The organism is Sphingobacterium micropteri (assembly GCF_014692515.1).
In the GTDB taxonomy this organism is placed as follows: Bacteria; Bacteroidota; Bacteroidia; order Sphingobacteriales; family Sphingobacteriaceae; genus Sphingobacterium; species Sphingobacterium micropteri.
The window spans coordinates 141,282-165,004 of sequence record NZ_JACOIK010000009.1 but is presented as its reverse complement, the minus strand read 5'-3'; the positions used below and the strand labels follow the sequence as shown (position 1 = coordinate 165,004).

Below are 23,723 nucleotides of genomic sequence, written 5' to 3'. Positions count from 1 at the left end.
ATAGTTTGTTGTTTTTTTGTTTTCACGATCATTAACCATTTACAATCAACCATTAATCATAGTTTGTTATTCCTCCTCCATTGCGGGTTGTACCAAAATATCGATGCGGTTGTTCTTGTGATAGCAATCTACATCGGTTTCCATGTCTTCGTCCGGACATTTCCGCTTGCTGCTGCCCATAGCCTGTGTCAGCAGTACTTGGGACGATACGCCCTGATTGATCAGGTACCGGCGTAGGGCATCTGCTCGCATACCGGAATATCGAAGAGCCTGTTCGGCCGATTGTCCCGGCTCATGGCTGTGCACACGGATGATAAACTGATAGGCATCGCCCTGCTCCAAAATGAGCTGTCTGACTCTATCCAATATAGCTATCGATCGGGCAGGTAGAACGGAGCTGTCGTATTGGAAGCGGACATCCTTTGCTAGCTCGTGGAGCTCTTCGCGGATGTCTTTTATATCCGGAACGTATACGACCATCGGTGCGTCGATGGTGTCCTGAAGAAAGGGTATGGTCGCGTGGCTTTTTGCCATGGTGGTGCCGGTAGAGAAAAAGATCCCGCAGACCAGAAGGATAAAATAGTAGCGTGTGTTTTTCATAACTTTATTGTTGTTGTCCGTGTGTATATGGTTTGTTCGTATTTTTTATTGATGAATGGCAACATATATTCCTGTGCCGATAATCAGCACTGCCGATAGCAGATAGATAAATTGGATGGAAAACATCTTGCCTTCTTTCTTATTGGATGTGTTCGTGTATGCTGGTGTAGTCGGTATACATTTTTCATACTCATACTTATATTTATACTGTTTTAGTATAACCTTTAACTCCGATAAATCGCGGTCTTGAGCCCGACTATCCATTTCGATGATTTCTCCATTTTGTAGGTGGAAATTTATACCGGGAGGTTTTTCCTGCTTCTCAATTAGCTTGATTTCTGTCCAAATCACCGATGCTTCATGCAACATAAATCCCATTAATTTACTTTGTATGTTCACGGAGTCATAAGATATGCTAAAGATGGTTTTTCCGATAATATTAGTCAATCCAGAAAACAGTAGGGCGAACATTAAATTGCAAAAGATAAAAGATAAAGAAGCGAATCCTATTATTTTTAAAATAGTCGAGCGCGATATCTCGACATGAGGGGCATGAAAAACATCCGCTAAGAGACTTACAAAACCGTTCAGAAAGAAACCTACCACAACTGCCGCCACAAGACCATAGATGAGGGTGGACTTTCCTTCTTTCCAATTGTTATGGTTCATGATCAAAATAATACGGTCTGCCTCGTTCGCGACGTGTATGTTTTTGGGTAAGGATGCCAGAAGTTCCTCCAACGAGTATCTGGATGGAGAAAGGGGTGGAGGAGCGGGGTTAACGAAAATGATATCATTCACGCTCTCGCTCTCGTTCAATAGCGTGTATGCATCTTTCAACTCCTCCAGTTGTTGTTCCATCCGTTGCTTCATGGCCGGGCTGAAAGAAACCCCATCGATCTGCATCAGAAATTCGTTGTGCATCTGGTTGAATTTCTGCCGTACCACCTGCAGGTTGGTGCCTACCGGTAGTTCGAGTTTTTCGTATGCTTGTTCTTTGGTCATCTTACTAGTCGTTAGTATTTAGATATTAGTATTTAGACTTCCTGTATAGTTTGTTATTCTTTGCATCCTCGTTACCTGACTGCCGTCAGGCAGGCAAACGAGGACGAGTGAGTTTCTGTATAGTTTGTTATTTTTATTAACCATTACAATTAATACTCATTTTGAGGTTTCCAGCAAACGATATAGGGCACTTTGATAGTCAGTGTTTCGGGATAATCTCCCTTGAAATAACCATTGACATACATATAGGCAATAGCTCGGTAGCCGTATTCTTTTCCCATCGATACCCCTGTAGCATGATAAGCTGTCTTTTCCTGCATGGGCGAGCAAGCGGTATAATTGGTAAAACGAATAGCATCGATGACCGTTGGGTCGTCCAAGTTTGCTCTTTCTGCCGGCCAAATCTGTACACTGGAATTTTCTGCCCGTGCTTCGTAACTGATGCCGACTGTCCAGCTGCTACCGTGTTTGGTGATGCCCCAAGGTTGTTCTTTGCAGTGGTTTTCCATGTGTTCGGCTGTCATAAAGAGCTTATTTCCTTTTGTGGATTGGTTAATCGTGTAGTACTTCCGGTTTTTGATATCGCGGATAACCTCCAGATAACTTGCCGATAGCTTATCCCCTTCGTCGGCAGCTTCTTTGAACAAACGTTCTGCCCTTTGTTGATCCTGAGCAAGGCCTCCTACACCAAACATATAAAACTCGCCTAATTTCCGTTTAGCTACAGTATGACCGTTTTCAGTGGATTTTCTATACCATTCTACCGCAGTTTCCCAATTAATGGCATCTACACCAAAACCTTCATCATAGTTGTACGCTACGCTATACTGTGCGCCAGCATGTCCCTGGTTTGCGGCCTTCAGATACCATCTATGAGCTTCTCTTTGGTCTTTCTCTACCCCATCACCGTTATCATACATGATCCCTAAGTTGGTTTGTGCTGTTTCATCACCCAATTCGGCAGCTTTACGATACCATTTTACGGCTTCGACATCATTTTTGGTAACGCCTTCACCTACATTATACATGTACCCAATGGTAACCATAGCAGAGGTATTCCCCAAATCAACCGATTTTAGGTACCAACGCATCGCTTCGCTGTAATCTTGAGTAACTCCATGCCCTTTACGATATGCCAGTCCTACGTTATTGATCCCAGCTGTATGCCCTTGCGCTGCAGCTTTGAGATACCATTTAATGGCTTCTTCATAATCTTGTGAGACTCCCCTTCCATTATAATACATGTTCCCCAAGTTGTTTTGTGCATATTCGTTCCCTTGATTGGCGGATATGAGATACAGACGGACAGCTTCTTTATAATCTTGGGAAACACCATAACCGTATTCATACATGGTGCCCAAGCTGTTTTGTCCGTTTGCATAGCCCTGAGCTGCAGCCAAGTGAAATAATCTTAAAGCTTCCGTGTAATCTTGTGCCACTCCTTCACCATTTCGATAGGAAAGGCCAAGATTCGTCTGTGCTCGCGGATTACCCAAGTCTGCAGCTTTCCGATACCAGCGCATGGCTTCTTGCAAATTTTTCGCTACACCATAACCGTTGTTATAAACAAATCCCAGACTCGCCATATTCGCCGGGCTATCCTCGATATTGTGCATCAGGAAAGCCAATAATTGCTTGGATTGCTGTTCTGATAGTTCAAACTCCTTGACCGCTGCCTCGTACATAGCCTCACGGTAAAGATCCTGATTGGCCTTGTTCAGGTTTTGTGGTGCGATATTGCTACGCTCAATAGCCGTGGCAAAATAACGAAGCCGGGTTTGAAAAGCCTTTTCGTCGCCCTGTTTGGCCGCAGACAGTGCTCCTTCTAAAAATCCAGTATAGTCACTTTGGCTCTGCGCGCCTACCGACAGCGCGAGCCAACATAATAGTAAAGTAGTATATAGCGGTTTCATTTTTCTAACGGTTTAATCTATTCCACACAATTCAATAATTCCCTAGCTTCAGTACCAGTCGGGTGATGCTTCAGAGCATTACGCAATCTTTTTATAACCTCATCACGGCATAAAGGCTCTTGTTTACAACCGGCACATCCGTCTACAGCTATCATATTCCTTGCCCAAGCGACATCCTCGTTGTATTGTTTCATAGCTTGTTGGGATGTGGCCTCTTGCTGTGCTGCTTTGGCGGCAGCCGCCTGCTGTTTTTTACGAGCTTCTTCATCGGCGGCGGCTTTTTGCTTATTTTCTTCTTCGAGAGCCGTAATAGCCTGCTGCGCTTCATCCCGAAAGATCCCTTCACGATGTGTCGTGAGGTAGTGCTGATAGGCAGCGATGTTATGCGCGGCATTGGCAGTCTGCCATGCAGCAGAGTCGCGGATGGCTTCCGTGTTTTCTACACTCGAATCGTTGATGGATATCGGAGGCTCATCAGCAGGATTGCGCGTCATAAAATAATACGCTCCTCCTCCTAAGAGCAGCAACTGCAAAATCAAGGGTAGGGCTATACCTCTGCGTTTTTTTGTGGGTGGTAGAATTGATTCTTTATCATCATCATATTCTGTGGCGGCCTGATTCCGGAACCCTTTAGGCGCTTCGGCGGCTATATTTTCTTCCTGCTTTTCTTCTTCTGGGTCTTGAGTTTTATCCCGTTTCGTATTGTGCTGCTCTTGTCCCTCCTCAAATTTTTGTGGTTCGGCAGCCAACTTCTCTTGCTCTTCACGGAGCCTGTGTTCTTCTTCTTGCTTGCGTTGAGCCTCTAAATGCAAACGCTCTTGTTCCTGCTTGCGTTTTTCTTCCTCAGCTTTCTGTCGTTCCTCTTCGAATTTTTGTCGTTCGGCAGCCAACTTCTCCTGCTCTTCACGAAGTCTGCGCTCTTCTTCTTGTCTGCGTTGAGCATCTATACGTTGTTGTTCCTCAGCCTCTAAACGCAAACGCTCTTGCTCCAGCTTGAGTTTTTCTTCCCGTTCCTCTTCGAATCTCCGTCGTTCGGCAGCCAATTTTTCCTGCTCTTCCCGAAGTTTACGTTCTTCTTCTTGTCTACGTTGGGCATCTAGGCGTTGCTGTTCCTCGGCTTCTAAACGTAAACGCTCTTTTTCTTGATCCCGATGTACCTTTTCCCAGCGAGTAATGATGTGTTGCTTCGCTTTTTCGGCCTTGTCTATTTCTTGCTGATAGAGTTGTTTGATAGCAAGGATATTTGCCGTTTGGTATTGCTTTTGCAAATCTCCTATGTGCTGATTTATTATATTATTGCAGGTGTGTTCATCGCTATTGATGGTTAAACCAAAAAACATTAAGGATTGTTCAAATGTTTCGGGGGTATCCGTGCCTTCGGTATGCTGTGATTCCGAAACCGTACCTTGTACTCCCTTTCCTCCAACGCCATCAAGGGTTGGCCCTGTATGGGGGCCGGATATCGAAAAATCAAGATTATCCCCGGTTATTAAAGCATAAGCCTCCTTCAGCTCTTCGAGCTGTTGCTCTTTCCGTTGCTTCATGGTCTGATTGAAGGAAATGCCATCAATCTGCATCAGAAATTCGTTGTGCATCTGGCGGAATTTCTGGTGTACCACCTGTAGATCGGTGTCTACGGGTAGTTCAAATTTTTCGTATGCTTGTTCTTTTGTCATCTTACTAGTCGTTAGTATTTGGATATTAGTATTTAGACTTCCTGTATCGTTTGTTATTTGTTCGTTTATTTGGAGACGCGGTGACCTTGTCTTTACATTAACCATTAACCATCAACAATTAACCATTAACCATTAATCATACCCGGTTACCCCTAAGTTTTTTAAGTTGTTGATGGCTGTTTGGTGGCCTTCGGCAGCCGCTTTTTTGAACCATTTAATGGCTTCGGCTTCGTCTTTGGTTATTCCATAACCGTGATAATACATGTATCCTAAGCTGGTTTGTGCATCAGAGTTTCCTGCCAAAGCTCCTTGTTGGTACCATGTAACAGCTTCGGTATGGTCTTGCTCTACCCCGTTGCCGTTTTCATACATCTGGCCTAATCGATACATAGCGCCATTGTGGTCATGGTGTGCTGCTAATTCATACCAAGATTTTGCTTCTTTATAATCTTGATCAAAGCCCTCATCTCCGGCAAAATATAACTCTGCTACATTATACATCGCATACGCGTTTTTTTGCTTTATGGCTTTTGTGTACCAGTGGATAGCCTCCGATAGACTTTTGTCCACTCCACGACCGGTGGCGTATTGCCAACCTATACTGTTCTGTGCATCTGAGTTCCCCTGTTCGGCAGCTTTTAGATACCATTTTGCGGCTTCGGTATCGTCTTGTGCAACTCCACGACCGTTTCGGTACATCCCTCCCAAGTTACGTTGTGCGTGTACGTTTCCCCATTCGGCGGCTTTTTTGTACCATTTTACGGCTTCAACATCGTCTTGTGCTACACCCAAGCCATTGTAATACATGGTGCCCAAGCTGTTCTCTGCTTCCGTCAATCCCTGTTCAGCGGCTTTTCGATACCATTTAACAGCCTCGACATAGTCTTGTCCAACTCCACGACCGTTATGGTACAGCCAGCCAAGACTATATTGGCCTCGGGCAAACCCTTGATCTGCCGATTCTCGGCACCATCTTAAGGTCTCTGTATCACTTTGCTCTACGCCTTGTCCATCAAAATACATGTTGCTGAGATTGGCCTGTCCCCATGCGTCTCCCTTTCGGCAGCCTTTCTGTACCACTTCACAGCCTCAATATCATTCTGCTCTACACCGTAGCCATATTGATATAAAACGCCCATACTCGTCATATTCGGCGGATTGTCTTCAATTTTGTAGGCCAGAAAGGATAACAGTTGCTCATATTGCTGCTCGGAAAGGTTAAACTTCCGGATAGCTCCTTCATACATAGCCTGTCGATAGAGGTCTTGGTTGGCCTCGTTGAGGTTTTGCGGCGTGATGTTGTTGCGTTCGATGGCGGTGGCGAAATAGCGAATCCGCGTGTGAAAGGTCTTTTCGGCACCCAGCTTGGCCGCTGTTACCGCGCCCTCCAAAAAGCCAGTAAAATCATTTTGGTTCTGTGCTACTGCCGGCGACACCGCTAACCAACATAATAGCAAAGTAGTAAACACTGTTTTCATTTTTTTTCGTTATTAACTTCGTTGAACCTTTCGGGGTTCGTTTCTGTATCGTTTGTTATTTTTCCTTTTTCTTTTGTCATCCTGCCGGTAGGCAGGGATCTGTTCGTTTCTCAATCCTTTCCCTTCCGATGTGGTTAAGAGGGTCGATGCAATCGACCCCTACATTAACCATTAATCATTAACCATTAATCATAGTTTGTTATCTCCTCAATTTCTAGTAGAAACTGTGTATACTTTCCTGTCCATTGGTACTGCGCATTTCCTTTGGGGATGACATTTAATCGTTCTACTGCAATATCATTCAACTGTAAAAAATACTCTAAAGTTTCGCCTTTGGTCTCGCATAAAGCGACATTAAAATACTCGGGAGCGATAGGATCGTAGGCATGAACGATCAAATTGTAGCTGTTGTTCGATTGTTTCATATAATCTGCCATCTCTTTGATGATGGCATCGTTCTCATGAAACAGGGCGCCATGTGTGCTGAATCGTAAGCGTGAGGCAAGCAGTGTGAGTTCTGAAGAGAGTTCCCCGGAACCTTCCTCGTCATCCCATTTACGGAGGTCTATTTCCAGCCGGTTATTTCGATGGTAGCAATCCGGTTCTTTCTGGTCAAAACACTTTAAGTCACTGCTTCCCATGCCTTGTCCAAGCAGGGCTTTGGATGAAATTCCTTGCATGGCCAAATATCTACGGATAGCGGTGGCGCGGCTTTTGGAATATTCCAGCATGTAGTCCGCGGATTTCCCGTCTTCGTAACTGTGTACGCGGATCAGGTATTGATACGCTTCTGGCTGTTCGTTCATCAGGCGCAGTATACTGTCTAAGGCAAGGATAGATTTTGTAGGCAGGACAGTACTGTCGTATTGAAAGCGAACGCCCTCGGCAAAATGGTTTAGCTTTTCGCGGAGTTCCTGTAGCCTCGGATCGGGTTCCGGTAAGTTTTCCGCTGCCGTGCTTCCATGCGGGCGGGACGAAGGACTGCTTTTTGTGACAACCGTGCTACTGAAAAACAATACGGCAAATAGCAGATAACTGCATAGCGTGAAGGATTTTCTTGTTGATTTGTATGTTTTGCTTTTCATCCTCTTTTTGTTTTTATTGAATAATAAAAGTCTATATAGGGCTTAATATGCTTCCGGCGGTTCGTTACAATGTTCTTTATATCGGTACCAAGCTCTTTCTAATCTATCCCGATATTCCATGGTATTCCCCGGGATTCCTGTCAGATCGATTTCCCCAAATTTGGATATGCTTTTTATACGGCTGTCATATACGGTACCGCGATATATGTCGATTCGGATTTTGCCATTTAGTCCGGGGCCGATGGTGAATAAATCGGTATAGAATGTCCATAAGCGGATATGCGGATTGCCGTAATAGCTGTATGTCTCGATGATTGTCGTTTGGCAAGGACTGATATTGACTTGTGTGTGTATCGTGCTTTCATCTTTCGCAAAATACTTTTCAAAAGCTTCTTTCAGCAATTTTTCGTCTGCTTTCCGCAAGGTATCCTTTGTTGTTTTCACTTCGTCGGTCAGGTCAACAAAGAAGTATTGCTTTGCTTTTTTTGCTGTATCAGGGATAATCTGCATGGTCGTCGGTACCGGGGTGCCGGCAAGCGCAAAGATTAGCCATAGGGTTTGGAGGAGAATGAGGAACGGTGTTTTCATACTTTTAGATATTTTGGACTGGAAATGTAGACAGCTATTCCTGATAGTGTACGTCAATATTTTTCAAGAATTCATCTTTCTCGTTGATCAATATCCAGTTTCCGTCTTTTGTTAGTGCTTTAAAGCGATTTGGAATAGTATTATTTAAACGTCCACCATGTAGGTTATGAATAATCGTATATTTTCCGAAAGGGATTATTTCGTTTTGATTTTTATTGATGACGCCATATCTTCGGCCTTTATCAACAATAGCAAGCCCGTCATAAAAACTCCAGGCGTTAGAATATACCGCAGGAATCACTTCGTTACCATTGATATCCATATAACCAGTTCCACCTCCACTACTGGTGGGCAACCTAAATGTTGCGAGTCCTTCATTAAAAACCTGTATATGGTCGTAAATAAAAGGGGTCAATTCTTTTCCGGTCTTTGTGTCGATAAGCCCCGCTAGCTCTCCTTTCTTGGCTGGTAGACGATTTACATGTGAAGATGAATTGAAGAATCCGTCGTAAATGGGTGGTATAATGACTTGGCCATCAAGAGATACATATCCTTGTTTTCCATTTTTTATTACTTTACGACGATCCCCATAAACGGGGCCGACCTCCTCATAATTCGCTTCCCAATTGACATCAACTTTAGGTGTGGTTTCCTGCTTGTTACGGATCGCCTCTTGTCGCTCTCGTGCTTCTCGTTGTCGGGCTAGTGCCTCTGCCTGCTCTTTTTTATCTTGCTCCAACTGCTTGATTCGCTCCTGCTGTGCCGCAAACTGTTGGGTTATTTCGTTGTCTTGACTTGGTGCCGTGGCTATCGGTGTATCATCGACTGTCGCTGTTTGTAGCCGTGCTATCGAATCCTTTGCAGCCTGTGCAAAGATGCCGTTGGGAAAATTGTCTATATAATGCTGATAAGTAGTGGAGTCATTAGCAAATAGCACGGTTTCCCAAGTAGCAGAATCACGAGAGGCTTCGGTATTATTTGTCTCAGAAGCTGATGGGTTTCCAATATCTGATCGGTTCGCCATGAAGTAAGCGCCGGCCAACACGATGATAGCACCTGCAGCAATACCCACAAACAATCCGGCATTGCTTTTTTTCTTTTCCGGAGGAGCGCTGTACACCGGAGGCGCCTGTTCTCTTGGTTGGTATGTTTCCTCACGCGGCGGTGGGGGAGGTGGAGGGGCCTGTTGCCCCTTGGGCTTGCTTGGCTCTGAAGAGCTGCTCCGGGTTTCGGTTCCACCGTGGTCAAAGGTTTTTCCGGTGTACGGCCGTGAAGCGGAATCGTCAATGGAATCGCTTTCGTTTAGGAGTTTATAGGCTTCTTTCAACTCCTCCAGCTGCTGCTCCTTCCGCTGCTTCATGGCCGGGTTGAAAGAAACCCCATCGATCTGCATCAGAAATTCGTTGTGCATCTGGTTGAATTTCTGCCGTACCACCTGCAGGTCGGTGCCTACCGGTAGTTCGAGTTTTTCGTATGCTTGTTCTTTTGTCATTCCCTTGTGATTGCTTGTTCGTGATTTGTATAGGCGTGTCCAACACACCTATACTCTAATTTCTTTTTGTTTAAGACCCTGTGTACCCTTTCTTCTTCGCTATAGCAAAATATTCATTTGCTTTTTCGGTGTCTTGTGTAACACCATGACCACCTTTTTGGTAAATCTGGCCTAATCGATATTCCGGGAAACCGTCCTTCAGACCAAATTCAAGAGATTTTAATAGATACTTTTCGGCTTGTATATAATCGATATCGACACCAAAGCCGCCATAATACATAAAACCCAAATTAGCGGCAGCAGATCTCTCTTTTTTATCAAAGGCGATTAGCCATAATCTTTTTGCTTCTGCGTAGCCGCCGCCGCCACATCTACCGGCAAAATAATGGAGGGTTCCGAGCCTATAGTACGCATATCCATCCTGTCCTAAATCGATTCCTTTTTGATAAAGTTCTTTTGCTCTGCAATAGTCTTTTGTTTCTTTTTCGATATCATAGCCCAAATCAGTCAGACGTTCACATGCCCAATTATTACCACTTTTAGCTGCTTGCGTATAAAAATTTTCTGCTTGTTGAAAATCTTTATCAACCCCTAGTCCATAATGATACGCCCTTCCCATACTAGCTTGTGCGCTTGTATTTCCTTGTGCGGCAGCTTTGCGGTACCATTTGACGGCTTCGGCTTCATTTTTAGCGACACCTTTACCATCTCTATACATATCTCCGAGATTGTCTTGCGCATTTACTAGGCCTTGATTAGCCGCTTTCAGATACCATTTGACAGCTTCGGATTCGTCCTTGGTGACACCACCTTGACCATATCTATACATATTTCCAAGGTTGTTTTGAGCAGCCCTTTGTCCCTGATCGGCTGCTTTTTTGTACCACTTCACTGCTTCGGTATGCTTTTGGGAAGTACCGTATCCTAAATAGTAGATATGTCCAAGATAAAGTTGAGCTATTATATCACCTTGATTAGCCATATTAGGAAGTTCTTGTAAAGCTTGTTTAAACCAGTTGTTAGATGTCGATTGGTTTGCACTCACTCCAGTACCGTTTTTGTAATACATTCCCAAATCGTATTTTGCACGGGCATCACCCAAATCTGCGGCTCGCCGATATAATGCGAAAGCCTCTTTATACCGTTTCTTATTATGAAGATCATCTGCCTCTTTATAAAAAGCATCGGCATTCTTGGTGGTGGTTGCTACAGGCGTGACGGTTTCGGCAGACGTGCTTTGCACAGGTGCGGCACTTTGGGCTGACAGAGCAGTGGCTGTAGTAGGCGTGTTAGCCGCCGCTTGCTCTTGTGCCTGTTCCACTACAGTTGTAGCATAATCTGCGCCTTTGAGCTTGGTGAGCGAATCTATCGCGGCGTCCATAAAGATGCCGTTCGGATGCTGTTTGATGTAATGGGTATACGCCGCTTCGTTGCCTCCGGCCAAGGCGGATTCCCAAGCAATGGAATCTAGCTTTCCGTCTGCTGAAGCTGATAAATTACCCGCATCTCCCGAGCGGTTCGCCATGAAGTAAGCGCCGGCCAACACGATGATAGCACCTGCAGCAATACCCACAAACAATCCGGCATTGCTTTTTTTCTTTTCCGGAGGAGCGCTGTACACCGGAGGCGCCTGCTCTCTTGGTTGGTATGTTTCCTCACGCGGCGGTGGGGGAGGTGGAGGGGCCTGTTGCCCCTTGGGCTTGCTTGGCTCTGGCTCTGAAGAGCTGCTCCGGGTTTCGGTTCCACCGTGGTCAAAGGTTCTTTCTGTATGCGGTAAGGAAGCCGAATCATCCATACCCTTGCTTTCGTTCAGTACGGCATAAGCCTCTTTCAGCTCTTCAAGCTGTTGCTCTTTCTTTTGCTTCATGGCCGGATTGAAAGAAACCCCGTCGATCTGCATCAGAAATTCATTGTGCATCTGGTTGAATTTCTGCCGTACCACCTGCAGGTCGGTGCCTATGGGCAGTTCGAGTTTTTCGTATGCTTGTTCTTTGGTCATAGTAGTCAGTTGTCAGTTGTCAGTTGTCAGTGATCAGTAGTCAGTAATCAGTGCCTGTATAGTTTGTTATTTTTTCGTTATTAACTTCGTTGAGCCCTTCGGGGTTCGTTTCTGTATAGTTTGTTATTCTTCGTAGGAGCATCTCTTTCCTTTTGTCATTCAATCCCTTCCTATGCGCCGATGTGTTTAAGAGGGTCGATGCAATCGACCCCTACATTAACCATCAACAATTAACCATTAACCATTGACAATTAACCATCAACAATTAACCATTGACAATTAACCATTATATCACATTGTTAATAAACGCTTTCTGTACCAGTTTTTTCTGTGTGGCGAGGTAATTGGCGCCCATGCCTTCCTTGCCGAACGTTTTCTCCAGTTCGCGGCCGGTTTTCGGGTCGTAGGCCTGAAGCACCACCACGCTGTCTTCTGTATATTCGAGGGTGATCTCGATGGGGTAGTTGGCTTCGTGGGTCGGTAATGGCCCTACGTTGAGTATCCCCATTGTTTTCACGTCGTTGTCTTCGATAAACTGCACCAGCTCGATGCGCATTTTGCCATCGTTGTTGGGGCCGGTGTAATAGGTCTTTTTCACTTTGAGCGGGATCGGCCGGTTTTTCGGAATGATGATATCCAGAATGGTGCGCCCGCTTTCTGAGTCGATGGCGCGTACCGCCAGGTTGTATCCCGTTACGCCTTTGAGCTCGGATGGAATATCCATGTTATTGCCGGGCTGATCTTTGCCCGAGAGCATCCGGGCGTAGATAGCTGCACCGTATACGACGGCCTTCATCGGGTCTTGGAAGCGGATTTTGTCGGCCAGCTTCGGCATGGTGGCCTTGATATGCTGCTGGATAAAAGGCACCATGGAGGAACCGCCCACCAAGAGCAGCACATCGATGTCTTCTTCCTGCAAGTTGGCCGAGGCAATACATCGGCGCAGGATCTTGAGGGTACGCTCCACGTGGGAGGTGATGGCACGCTCAAATTCCTTACGGGAGATAAACACCTCGATGTTGTCATCACCCAATAGGCACATCCTGCTGACGTATTGTGTGCCCGGACTGGACAGCTCGATCTTGACCTCCTCGGAGAAAACGCGGAGCTGCTGTGCCTTGCGTCCGGAAAACTCGACCGGCCTTCCCAATGATTTTTCAAACTGTTGGTACACAATACCGGCAATGGCTTCATCAAATTCCTTTCCCCCGAGGTCGGTCAGTCCGTCTTTGCTGAGTACTTTGAATGCGCGGTCGCTCATGCTGAGCACGGTAGCATCAAAGGTACCGCCACCAAGGTCGTAGACCAGGATATTCTGGTCGGAGGCTTTGTTGCTGATGCCGTAGTGCATGGCAGCCGCTACGGGTTCCTCCACCAGTCCGAGCACGGACAGGTCGATCATTTTTGCAGCGTGTAGCACCGATTTGCGCTGGGCATCGCTAAAATGGGCAGGGATGGTGATCACGGCACCTTCTACCGTGTTGGAGGCGTAGATCTCGGCATCGTACTTGATTTTTTTGAGTACAAGGGCAGCCACGCTTTCGGCATACCACACGTCGCCCTGTCCATCCATGTGCAAGGGCTTGTTCTCACCGAGGCTTCGCTTGAAAAAACGGATTACGCTCAGGTCGGGATTTTGTTCCAGCATGTGCATCACAGACTGCCCTACAAAGGCGTTGTTGCCGTTGATGTGCAGCACGCTGGGCGTATATAGCCCGTTCTTGTCCGTATTGTCCGGCAATAATATGGGCTGGTGATCTACGTTGAGCGTCGCACCCAGCGAGTAAGTCGTTCCTAAATCTATTCCGATAATCATAGTTGCTGTAGCTGTTGTTGGTACTGGTTCATCAGCTCCCCGCTAAGTTGGGCGAGTAAGCGATCGTAGTTTTCTTTGTTTTTCAAGACACTCAGGTGGGTGCTCTCTCGCTGGCCTAAGGCATTTTCCCGGCGCTGTACAGATCGCTGCGCACGCTGTATATTTTCTTTGTGCTCCGCGGCCGCATGGGCAAAAAGGTTTTCGAGGGTATTGACCATCTGGTTGAGCTCCTCGCGCAAGGCTCCGATGATCTCCCGTTGCCATTCGTCCGTTACCTTGCGGATCATGCCTCTGGTCTCGGTGAGCAAATTTTCGCGCATACGGTTCAGCTCGGCGTCGTATTCGTGTATGTTCCGGGCTTTATTGTGCCTGGTAAACTGGTATAGACTGTAACCACAGATACCCAAGATGATCGGAACGGTGATGAATTTATTGGTTCCGGAAATGATGGCTCTAAGTGGAATGCCCAACAGGCTCATTACCATAAATAAGCCCCCTACAGCCATAATGGGGCCTAGTGCAGCACGAAGATAGTCGCCAAAATGCAGCTGTTTCTTCTCCGTCTCATACTTCTGCGTAAACTGTACGTACTCGGCAATATTGGCTTCGATGCGCGACAGGTTGATCTGTAGCTGTGGGGAGTAGGAAAATGCCAAATGGTGTTCGGTCATTTTTTTATCCAGATCGCCACATTCCTGTTTGATGAATTCCTTGAAGGCAAAGATATCCTGATCGATCTGCATGCGCAGTCCTTGAAAGACCGTGCGCACCAAGGTATCCTGTGTGCCGGCGGGCAGGGTCATGCGGATGTTGCCGGCAAAATTCTCCTCCTGGAGATGATCTACCTGCTGGATGCGGTTTTCTATCTGTGCCATCAGAGAATTGGGGCTGTGGCGTTGGCCTAGCCGGACGAGGCGATCCTGTATGCCGCGCTCGCACTCGGAGAAGTCACGTTGTAGCCCGCCCTTCAGCTGTTTGTACAGATCTTGTAGGTTGAGCTTGCCTTCCTGCTCGAAGCTGTGTTTCTCCTGCTGATTCTGGAACTTCTTCGTCTTGATGTCTTTTTCTTGCTGTGCGATATACTGGGAGAAAGACGCCGACACTTTTTCCAGTCCTTGTAGCAAGCGTGAGGCGTGCGCAAGGGGCAGGATCTTTTTGAGGGCATCGGATTCCAGCAGTACCGTTAGGTTTTCGGGCAACTGATCGGGCGGAAGAGCGTGCATGCGCAGTTGCGGTGCACCATCCATGAAATTGACCGCGGCATAGTTGAGGAAGAAAACGATACCGCTTTCGGCATCCAAACGGAGAAGGATCGGTTCGATTTCGTCTTCGGTAGGCGGCTCGGAGGCAAACCAGCAGACCAGTTTGAAGCAAGGCGCCAGGTTGGAGGTGCTCCGTACCGGGATATGTGCCGAGTTGTAGAGCGTGATGCGATAGGTTGCCGTGCCGCTGCGGATAATATGGTGGCACTGGTAACGATGTGCTGCATCATTGAGCTGCAACGGGAGGTTCTTGCCCTCCTCGGGCGTGATCTGTAGAAAGTCCAATAGCCGAAAGAGCTGTTCTTCCTTCGGCATATCGAGCAAAAGAACTTCGATGGGGTATTCTGCATGAGGTGATGCCTGTGCTTCCAGAAGCTGGAGATGGTCATTCAAATGATGACCCATCTCCATGCCCGGATAGCTTTGCATCAGACTCTGCATTTTCTGCGTTTCTTTGTGAAAGCGATCTGAAAAATTAATAGATACAGCCAAAACGTTGTGGTTATTTCAATTAAAACATAAAACTACCGCCGCCGGAAGATGCTGCCGACGAACGGATCGACTCAATCTCGGAAAGGATGCTCTGTGCTTCCGAACGGATAGATTCTACTTCGCTCTTCACGCTCTCGGCTTCGCTCTTGCTGCTGTTGATCTCCGATACGAGGCTTTCTGCTTCACTCTGCATGCGCTCGATCTCGCTTTTTAAGCTGTCGGCATCTTGTCTGAGGGTTTCGATTTCCTGTTTCAGTGAATCCGACTCGTCGCGTAGGGCTTGGTTTTCATCCCGAAGCGAGGTGCTCTCGTCGCGCAGGGCGGTAGACTCGTCTTTCAGTGCGGTCGATTCATCGCGCAAAGAGATGTTTTCATCACGAAGCTGGATAGACTCATCGCGTAAGGAAGTCGACTCATCGCGCAAGCTGCTGCTCTCGTCACGCAGTTGTGTGGATTCATCACGCAGGGCGACAGACTCATCTCTCAATGCCGTAGATTCGTCACGAAGGGCAGTGCTTTCGTCGCGCAAGGCGGTCGATTCGTCCCGTAGGGTTGTTGACTCATCACGTAGGGCAATGTTCTCATCTCTCAATGCTGTGGACTCGTCTCTTAAGGCTGTTGACTCGTCGCGTAGTGCGGTGCTCTCATCGCGCAAAGCTGTGGATTCGTCTCTTAAGGCTGTTGACTCATCACGTAGTGCGGTGCTCTCGTCGCGCAAAGCTGTGGATTCGTCTCTTAAAGCGGTCGATTCATCGCGTAGGGTCGTGTTCTCATCGCGCAAAGCTGTGGATTCATCTCTTAAAGCGGTCGATTCATCGCGTAGTGCGGAGGTTTCTTCCTGCAATGCAGCTGTTTCGTCGCGGAGGCTGGAAGTTTCGTCGCGTAGGGAAGCGGCCTGTGCCTGGCTCTGTTGTGCTTCTGAGGCATAGCTTTCAACCTGTTGGGCTGTTTCCTGCACCTGTTGGTGGTGGGCCGTGATTTCTTCTGTTAATCCCTGTGTGGTAGAGGATTTTTCGATTAGCTCGTCCAATGTGCCTCCGGCAGTGGAGAGAATGTCGTTCAATTGATCTGCTGTGTAGTCCATGATACTCTTTTTTTATGGGTGTATATACTATTGAGTGGGTTAATTAGTTCTTATATTGATTTGACCAGTGAGGAGAATACCTGTATCTTGTACTGTAGGGCGAGGGATAGCTGCGGTGAGGGCAACAGGCCCAGCAGCGATAGGATCTCGTCTTCAAAAGTGGTGTTGTCCAAGATGTACTGCTCGAGCTCGGCATCGTCTATATATTGCAGCGATTCCATCGGCACATCGGCCAGTGCACCGTCGACAGCAGCCTCTGGAACTGCTGCATCGGCTTCCTGCGGAGCAGCAGCCGGGTTTTGTGTGACGGCCTGTAGCATTTCGCCTTTTTCTTCCGAGCTGAGGTGGTTGTACGCTGCCCAGGATATGCCTGCGGCACCGAGGATCAGCGCACCGGTAAGAAGGGTGCGTTTCCCGAGCATCGGATTGGGCTCCAGGTAGGCTTTGTTCTTCTGCAGCAGATCCATCTGTGGCTGTAGGAAGGATGCCTGTTCTGGTTCGCGCTGGCGGATCTCGTCAAAGCGCTTGTTGACTTTGTCCCAGTCTGCCGTTTCGTTAAGTCCGACGGATTTCAGGGCTTCTTTGGTCTGGTGTACATTGGCGTTCTCTTCGCTCAGTCGCTGGGAGAATGCTTGATAGGCAGTGTCCAGACACCGTAGCTTTTGTTCTTGCTGTGCCTTCTGGGCACTGTCTTTTGATAACGCAATAGCCGATTTTAATGTCTTGGATTGCTGCTCATAGGCTTTTTGGATTTCCGGCCACTTACTGGATAGTGGCAGATTCAGCTGATTGAAAAGGTTGTCTTCATTCAACTTTTTTGATAGGGGTAAACTACTCATACTTTTCTTCTTTTCATAAAGTCTCCAATTTTACGTTGAAGAACTTTATTGGTTAATTATTTTCTGTTATGTCCATGAACTGCTAGCTAGTTATGTATAATGGACGTCTGTATTGTTACATGGTTTAATGTCTATAGGTTATGGATAATCATTTTTTTTAAATATATTAAATTATTAATTAACACAAAAAGCTGAATAGAATTATATGTTCATATTCAGCTTTTTGGTTATGCTATCGTTGTTTATACTACTTCTATTTTTTGCATTTATTTTATAGGACTAAAATTAAAGGCTTTTTCTATATGCTGAAATACCCACTAGTGGGTATTTTTCATTTTATATAAGCATCTACAACAATCCCTTGTCCACTGCTAGTGACACCAACTCCGCAACATTTTTGCTGCCGCTTTTACGTATAATGTTTTTGCGATGGGTTTTTACGGTTTCGGGGCTGATACAAAGCGAATCGGCAATTTCGGTTGACATTTTTCCCTCGATGATTAAGTTTAGGACTTCTTGTTCGCGTTTGGTTAGGATTGGTTTGGCCGGTTCAAAAACAACATCCGGCTGTACATTGTAGTAAGAGGGGTGATCGTTTAGCCCGATGATGTTTAACACGGGCTTACCTTCCGGTTTCATATGGGAGATGTCCGTGTGTACACCAAGCGTACGGAAAATAGAACCCTTTTCACTTGTTTGAATAGGTGTAACTTGTTGCAATATACGCATATATTTTCCGTTACTCGCGCGAAAGCGGACATCGTAGGAAGTTTTATAATGTAGTATCTTTTCGATAGGTAAGTTGACGTAAAAATCCGTAATGGTATTTTCAAAATTTAAAAAGTAGGATACATCTTCCGGATGCAGCTTGTCCACTAAAAATCTTGGAGAAATATGTTCTAACGGATATCCAGTTACTGCCGATGCTCGTTCATCTAAAACCTCAAATTCGCCGGTCCCGCAATTAAATATATAGTAATAATGTGGGCCTACGTGAAAAAGGTCCAGTAACCGGCGATGCATTTCCAGTTCAAAGACAAACCCCTCGTCATCATCAGACTTTACTATACGTTGCCATATTTCTTTTGCTTTGTTAAAACTGAGAATTTCCATAACGCTATAGTTAGATAGAACCATAAAGTTATGGAAAATGCCGGTATTTGTTGTCCTTTTTTTATAATACTTCCCTAACCGGAGCTATCTGGTTAGAGAGGTTGATGCATAACTAGGTTACGATCATTATATATTATCTTCGGGTGGAATGCTCGCCACACGTTTAGCCGTGACGGCTATTTACGCTGCTTCCTGATCACATTCTTCATATTCCGTGTCATAAGGGGAGAAGTTCAGTTGCCCGATCTCTATGAGAAACTCTTCCGAATTAGTAAACAGCGGTATGGGTTTTGATTCTCGATTGGCCGGTAAGCTTGTTCGCCGGGCGTGATGAATGTCTTCGTTCTGTTTGGAACCTGCCAATGCATAGTCGAAGTAAATCGTTCGCCCGTATCGATTTTTGAACTGTATTTCAAAAATCTGACGAGTGCCATGTGCACGCACATGTCTATATCGATATTCGACCTTGTCATAACAGGGGCTTTTCTTCCAGTTGCTCCATTCCGCCTGTACGGTACTGCTGAGGGAGCAGATGATCATATATAACGTCAGTAAGGTTTTCATATGTGCTTATTTTATTCCAAAATCATAAGAAAGTTGAAGGCCAAAGAATCCGGTTTTATAGCCCCAGTCACTTCTTTCTAAAAATCCGGCGTCCCCGAAAATGGATACGCCCAATCTGCTCATTTTATCCGGGCTCATCGGGAACGTATATCCGACGCCCGTTTTAATACCAATGTCAAAAGGCTTGCTGTGATCGTATGTTTCCGTAGTGTATCCATAATCATCATCATAATCTTCGAATGAATATTTGAGGTTGTTGGAGATACTGTAGCGGACTGACGGCTGAAAAAAGAAATTGAATCCGGTCAAGTAATATCCTTTGGTAGGTGCAACGTAGAACTTGCCGAGAAATCCGAGGCTTAAATCGGTGGTTTTATCCGGAGCTTCTTCATCAAAGCTCCAGGGATCAACGTAATTGGCAATACCTAACGATACACCAAAAACAGATCTTTTTGTTCCTTTGTTGAATCCTAACAGCGCTTCTGCCTGCCAGGTTGTTTTTCCAATGAATTCCAATGCGTCGGCGATTGCTCCTTCTTCAGTAAATGATCCTGAGCCAATCGATGCAGCGATACCGAAGCTAGTATAGTCGATCACATTCTCGGGTATCACTTTCGGTTCTTTTACTTTGGGGGGTGCGGCGGGAGCTTGTCTACTCGTTATGGCCGCTACCGTCTGTTCAGCCCCTGCCATTGCATAATCATTGACCGGAGGATTTGGGGATGTAACAGCCTGCTGCCCGTAATAGCCGGAATTGGACATGTCAAAGAGACTGATCAGGTGGCTGTTCTTGCCTGCTTTCAAAGTCAGTGTATCGGCTACATTGCCATTTTCCGCATATTTCGTCATCACTACTTTCTGCTCTCCTTCTGTGGGCAGGGGCACGCGCACATAGCAGATCTGCGAGGGTAGGCTCTGCCAGTTGCGGGTGTCGGCTTTTTCAACCGCTGCGCCTACGGCATCAGTTACCATGCCGGTGACGTCGCCTGCCAAACCTCCGCCAAAATGGTTTGCGAGCATTTTGAGGCCTTTACCGGCTGCTTTTTTGGTGGCCAGTCGGACTACCGTGGAGACTACCTCACGCATCGCTCGGTCTTTTAAGGTCTGTTTGGCGATGGCATTGAAATCCTCTGCCAGTTCAAAGTATTTCTGCTGTCCGTCGACGGTGACACTGGCGCGATGGAAGTAGTTCTTTCCCCTGATGTATTCGGGGAAGGCTACAGCATTGAAGCCTATATTAACGCCAGCGGGAATGGGGATAACAATCTGCGTTTGGTCATCACTGTATGTTCCGACGAACACGCCTTCGAAGCTGTTGGCCGTCATCATCATCTGGCTCTTTTTAGGACCGGTTCCGTTTTCCCAGAAGACAATGGCCGCGGCGGTATGTTCATCTTCCGGGACAGTCGCATATTTCTTTTTGTAATGTGCATATTCTTCGCCAAAGCCGAGTGCTTTTGTGGTGCGCAGCAGATCTTTTTTCAGCTGTTCGGGCATGGATACATCTAGATAGACACCATCATGGTCATCGTAGATTTTTTCTGCATTCCGATAGGCAATGAAGGCATCGTTCAGTTGCCCGGTAGATTCGTAGATACTGGCTTGCAGGATTTGGGCAAAGGCATCATACTGATATTTGTTTTTATGGTCTTCATAACGGTCATTCAGCTCGTTGAGTTTGATGTTGATGCGCCGTGCTTCGATCAGTGCGGTATCGGGAATGCCCAGATAGTAATAGTTCAAAGCTTTGTAATAGTGGAGCATGACCTTTTCAAAATCTTCCCCCTTGTATTTGGTCATCATGGGGTTGGAAAGGTTGGAAAGGGCAATCTGGCCTACGGAGTTTTTGATGCCGTCATCCAGCAGGATATAGGCTTGTTCGAAATAGCTGTTGCTGCTCCTGTAATTTCCGCGCATATGCTCGACCTTTGCTTTTTCCAGTAGATAGAGCAGCCTGTTGCGGTCTTTCTGGTAGAAGCTGATTTGATCAATCTTCGTAGATGCCTGATCAAAGTCGGCAAACTCGATATTTTCGAATACTTCACTGGCTTTATCCTGATACCTTCCGGTGGTAGCACAGGAGGAAACTAGGAGAAGTGCGGCCAATAATGGCAGGGTGGGGGTCAATAATGTTTTCATGTCCATTTTAGATTAAGGTTAGGGCAATACACCACCATACAGCTCCTAGAAAGCTGTTACTGAACGGTATGGCGGTGTATAATTGTCTTATCTCATGCGTTTGTTGCCGAGGTATTTTTTGATTTTCTTGTCGCCGATCCACACCTTCTCGTTGCTCTCTAAATGGGTAAGCTCTAAGTTAATCTGGTAGTAAATTGTCTTTTCTTTTCCATATTGATCTACGATAGAATTGATGGTTCCCTGAAGCATAAAGTCAGCACCTTTCTCTAGGCCGAAACTCTTCATGGTTGCTTCTGAGGAGTAGTTCTGCTGATCTGCACGTTCAGCACGTATCTCTTCCCGTTTGCCTCCACCTTGTACCACAGAGATTCTTCCAGAATTGATCATGCTTTTTTCGATATCTAAGGAGAACGTTTCTGTAGGTATATGTTCGTGTGATTTATTCGTGATCATGCCGACGATGATAACGGGTTTCTTCCCTTGATTCGTAGACGAGAAGGTGTTGTACCAAGGGTGGGACGCCAATTCTGCTGATATTTCTTCAGCCGTGATTCGAGAGTCTGTTTCGTTCCACCGTCCGCTGAGATCGGTGACCGAATTTTCCGACATACGTTGTACATGGGGTGTCTTACAGGAGCTTGCTGCAAGCAGCACGGCGAGGCCGAGGTATACAATAGGATTTTTTTTCATTTTTTTCATTTTTATGTTATTGAATGGTTTGGTATTATTTTACAATGATTCCAATACCCAATTATTGCCGTTTTCAAGACGTGCTGTCAGACGCGATTGCGTCAAATTCTCGATAGTTATTTCGAACGTATCTCCATTCCTACTTACCTTAACAACCGTTTGCTGGCTGTCTTTCCATTCCCAGGAATAGATATCAGTATCTAAGCTTACGTTGGTGATAACTTCGCTGGGTAGGCCGGTTTCGGGATCAACGGAGCTGCTTTGCTCATAATTTATATACCGCATAATCATTGTTCCCGTCGCGGTAAACATAAATCCTTCATCTTGCGGTTTGAACCCTTTGCCTTCTAAAACCCGTACGTCCGCTGCTTCATAATACATCCAGCTTGAGGATCCCCAGTTGCCGACTAGTAATTGCGTCTTTTGCGAGGTCGCTACAGGTGCAACGATGGTCGCGGATACGCTTTGTTCACGGTTACTTTCGATAAAGGTGATGGTAAATGAAAAGCTGTTCTCCGAGATGCCGCTGATGGTGATACGCGCGATATCGCCTAAAGTAATTGTCTTGCCGTCTGCGCTGACAGTGAATTTGCCGGATATTTTCTCGGTAGAGTTGTTGCCTCCTGTTTCAGATTTAAAGCCACCGTTGAGGCCAGCGTGTGCGGCTCGGGCGGACAGGATAGCTTTGCGCGACGCCAATGATGAGGAACTGGCGACTTCCAATACGTAGGTGTCTCCGTCCAGAAATTCCAGGCTACGGACTTCGCCTGAGGCATTAACATTCCACTTGCCTTGGATTTTCGTTTCGGCATCCTGCTTGCCGGTAGGTAGTTGTTCTTCTGTTGGATCAGTGGTGTCGCCATTGTCGTCTCCATCCTTTGAACAGGAAATTGATAACAAGGAAAAGGTTGCTATTATAAACAGTAATCTGGTAAAAAAAATGAATTTCATCTTGCTTTATTTTAGGGGTTAATACTATATATGTTTACTTTTTGTTAAAAACGGTAGCCGATGGATAGCCCTGTTCGAATACCTGCCCAAGGACTGCGTAAGATGTTAATATCTGCACCATCGGCACGCACTTCTGATTCGATCTTGATACCTACCGGTAAATCTTCCAGATCTACTTTGAGTTCGTCCAGGCTTTCACGCAAGGATGCCTGTTCTTCGCTATCGAGTTCCATCTTTCCGGTTACGTTTCCCTTGGCACTTCCGTACCCTGGCCCTATAATTCGCCAATCTAAGTAGATGTTTTTGGATAGTTTGAAATGGGTTCCCAATGAAAGTCCGGCGGTAAACGACTGTATACTTCCATTCAGGGGGATGGTTTCTGTACGGCTATAAATATCTGTATTCGCATCATCTATATCGACATCAAAATCGAAAGGAAGTGTGGCACTATAGCTAGCGTATTTCAGATAAGGAGCGATGTAAAAACCTCGAAATGTCCCTCGTTTGGAAACATAGAAACGTGCCTCGGGCGTGATAGAGAAATTGGAGCTCTTGAAGTTATCGATGAGATCGTTCAACTCTTCGTCATCCACGATATCTTTTACCGTAGAACCGAAGGGTATTCCCTTTTTGGGGCGCAGACTTATTGCTGCCCCCACGCTGATGCGGTCGGTCAATAGGCGTTCATATTCAAAGGCGAATTTTCCGCCCAAAAGAGGAAGGATGTTAAACTTGACCATGTTTTGGCCTTCTTTTTTTAAAGAAGATGCCATTTGTGCATTTGCGACGAATGGTGTAATTGAAAATGCAAGCAGTATGACGGTTAATAAATTACTTTTCATTGTTGATAAAAATAAAACGTTAGTTGAATTATTCTTTTATGTACTTTAATCGGCATTTTTGTCTTTGCAAACCTACAACAGGTTTTCATGCTTGT

The 23,723-nt window shown here is 46.1% G+C and carries 20 protein-coding genes; all 20 read right to left on the bottom strand.

Features of this window, described 5'->3' with window-relative positions; genetic code table 11:
• Positions 1 to 66: 66 nt before the first annotated feature.
• The 20 genes from H8B06_RS13805 to H8B06_RS13710 all read right to left on the bottom strand — a co-directional run bounded on the left by H8B06_RS13805 (position 67) and on the right by H8B06_RS13710 (position 23,628).
• Positions 67 to 600 (bottom strand): OmpA family protein, encoded by a 534-nt coding sequence (locus H8B06_RS13805; protein WP_190994855.1) that lies wholly within the window; start codon positions 598 to 600, stop codon positions 67 to 69.
• Between the two features lie 45 nt (positions 601 to 645).
• Positions 646 to 1,605: a hypothetical protein gene (locus H8B06_RS13800; RefSeq protein ID WP_190994854.1), complete on the bottom strand. Its 960-nt coding sequence runs from the start codon at positions 1,603 to 1,605 to the stop codon at positions 646 to 648.
• Between the two features lie 149 nt (positions 1,606 to 1,754).
• Positions 1,755 to 3,518, bottom strand: coding sequence for a tetratricopeptide repeat protein (locus H8B06_RS13795; protein ID WP_190994853.1), 1,764 nt, complete (start codon positions 3,516 to 3,518; stop codon positions 1,755 to 1,757).
• Between the two features lie 17 nt (positions 3,519 to 3,535).
• A complete protein-coding gene (locus tag H8B06_RS13790; RefSeq protein ID WP_190994852.1) occupies positions 3,536 to 5,194 on the bottom strand; it encodes a hypothetical protein in 1,659 nt (552 codons plus the stop codon).
• 132 nt (positions 5,195 to 5,326) lie between these two features.
• On the bottom strand, positions 5,327 to 6,274 hold the full coding sequence (locus H8B06_RS13785; RefSeq protein ID WP_190994851.1) for an SEL1-like repeat protein: 948 nt from the start codon (positions 6,272 to 6,274) through the stop codon (positions 5,327 to 5,329).
• Positions 6,193 to 6,651, bottom strand: coding sequence for an SEL1-like repeat protein (locus H8B06_RS13780; protein ID WP_190994850.1), 459 nt, complete (start codon positions 6,649 to 6,651; stop codon positions 6,193 to 6,195). The genes H8B06_RS13785 and H8B06_RS13780 overlap by 82 nt, the downstream gene beginning before the upstream one ends.
• Before the next feature lie 206 nt (positions 6,652 to 6,857).
• Positions 6,858 to 7,757 carry an OmpA family protein gene (locus tag H8B06_RS13775; protein WP_190994849.1) on the bottom strand — a complete coding sequence of 300 codons (900 nt, stop codon included), beginning with the start codon at positions 7,755 to 7,757 and terminating at the stop codon, positions 6,858 to 6,860.
• Between the two features lie 42 nt (positions 7,758 to 7,799).
• Positions 7,800 to 8,345 (bottom strand): hypothetical protein, encoded by a 546-nt coding sequence (locus H8B06_RS13770; RefSeq protein WP_190994848.1) that lies wholly within the window; start codon positions 8,343 to 8,345, stop codon positions 7,800 to 7,802.
• A 34-nt stretch (positions 8,346 to 8,379) separates the two neighbouring features.
• Positions 8,380 to 9,837, bottom strand: a complete 1,458-nt coding sequence (locus H8B06_RS13765; RefSeq protein ID WP_190994847.1) for a WG repeat-containing protein — start codon at positions 9,835 to 9,837, stop codon at positions 8,380 to 8,382.
• Between the two features lie 70 nt (positions 9,838 to 9,907).
• The gene (locus H8B06_RS13760) at positions 9,908 to 11,836 is read right to left on the bottom strand and encodes a tetratricopeptide repeat protein (protein WP_190994846.1); all 1,929 of its coding nucleotides are present in this window, start codon (positions 11,834 to 11,836) and stop codon (positions 9,908 to 9,910) included.
• 286 nt (positions 11,837 to 12,122) lie between these two features.
• Positions 12,123 to 13,652 carry an Hsp70 family protein gene (locus H8B06_RS13755; RefSeq protein ID WP_190994845.1) on the bottom strand — a complete coding sequence of 510 codons (1,530 nt, stop codon included), beginning with the start codon at positions 13,650 to 13,652 and terminating at the stop codon, positions 12,123 to 12,125.
• Entirely contained in the window at positions 13,649 to 15,406 is a 1,758-nt protein-coding gene (locus H8B06_RS13750; protein WP_190994844.1) for a hypothetical protein, read from the bottom strand. The genes H8B06_RS13755 and H8B06_RS13750 overlap by 4 nt, the downstream gene beginning before the upstream one ends.
• 19 nt (positions 15,407 to 15,425) lie before the next feature.
• Positions 15,426 to 16,490 (bottom strand): coiled-coil domain-containing protein, encoded by a 1,065-nt coding sequence (locus H8B06_RS13745; protein ID WP_190994843.1) that lies wholly within the window; start codon positions 16,488 to 16,490, stop codon positions 15,426 to 15,428.
• A gap of 50 nt (positions 16,491 to 16,540) precedes the next feature.
• Positions 16,541 to 17,302: a hypothetical protein gene (locus tag H8B06_RS13740; RefSeq protein WP_190994842.1), complete on the bottom strand. Its 762-nt coding sequence runs from the start codon at positions 17,300 to 17,302 to the stop codon at positions 16,541 to 16,543.
• A 375-nt stretch (positions 17,303 to 17,677) separates the two neighbouring features.
• Complete coding sequence (locus H8B06_RS13735) at positions 17,678 to 18,442, bottom strand: LuxR C-terminal-related transcriptional regulator (RefSeq protein WP_190994841.1); 765 nt, start codon at positions 18,440 to 18,442, stop codon at positions 17,678 to 17,680.
• A gap of 180 nt (positions 18,443 to 18,622) precedes the next feature.
• The gene (locus tag H8B06_RS13730) at positions 18,623 to 19,006 is read right to left on the bottom strand and encodes a hypothetical protein (protein WP_190994840.1); all 384 of its coding nucleotides are present in this window, start codon (positions 19,004 to 19,006) and stop codon (positions 18,623 to 18,625) included.
• 6 nt (positions 19,007 to 19,012) lie between these two features.
• The gene (locus tag H8B06_RS13725; protein ID WP_223857676.1) at positions 19,013 to 21,151 is read right to left on the bottom strand and encodes a hypothetical protein; all 2,139 of its coding nucleotides are present in this window, start codon (positions 21,149 to 21,151) and stop codon (positions 19,013 to 19,015) included.
• An 81-nt stretch (positions 21,152 to 21,232) separates the two neighbouring features.
• The gene (locus tag H8B06_RS13720) at positions 21,233 to 21,835 is read right to left on the bottom strand and encodes a penicillin-binding protein activator LpoB (protein WP_190994838.1); all 603 of its coding nucleotides are present in this window, start codon (positions 21,833 to 21,835) and stop codon (positions 21,233 to 21,235) included.
• A gap of 39 nt (positions 21,836 to 21,874) precedes the next feature.
• The gene (locus H8B06_RS13715; protein WP_190994837.1) at positions 21,875 to 22,786 is read right to left on the bottom strand and encodes a hypothetical protein; all 912 of its coding nucleotides are present in this window, start codon (positions 22,784 to 22,786) and stop codon (positions 21,875 to 21,877) included.
• Between the two features lie 44 nt (positions 22,787 to 22,830).
• Positions 22,831 to 23,628 carry a DUF3575 domain-containing protein gene (locus H8B06_RS13710; protein ID WP_190994836.1) on the bottom strand — a complete coding sequence of 266 codons (798 nt, stop codon included), beginning with the start codon at positions 23,626 to 23,628 and terminating at the stop codon, positions 22,831 to 22,833.
• Positions 23,629 to 23,723: the final 95 nt, after the last annotated feature.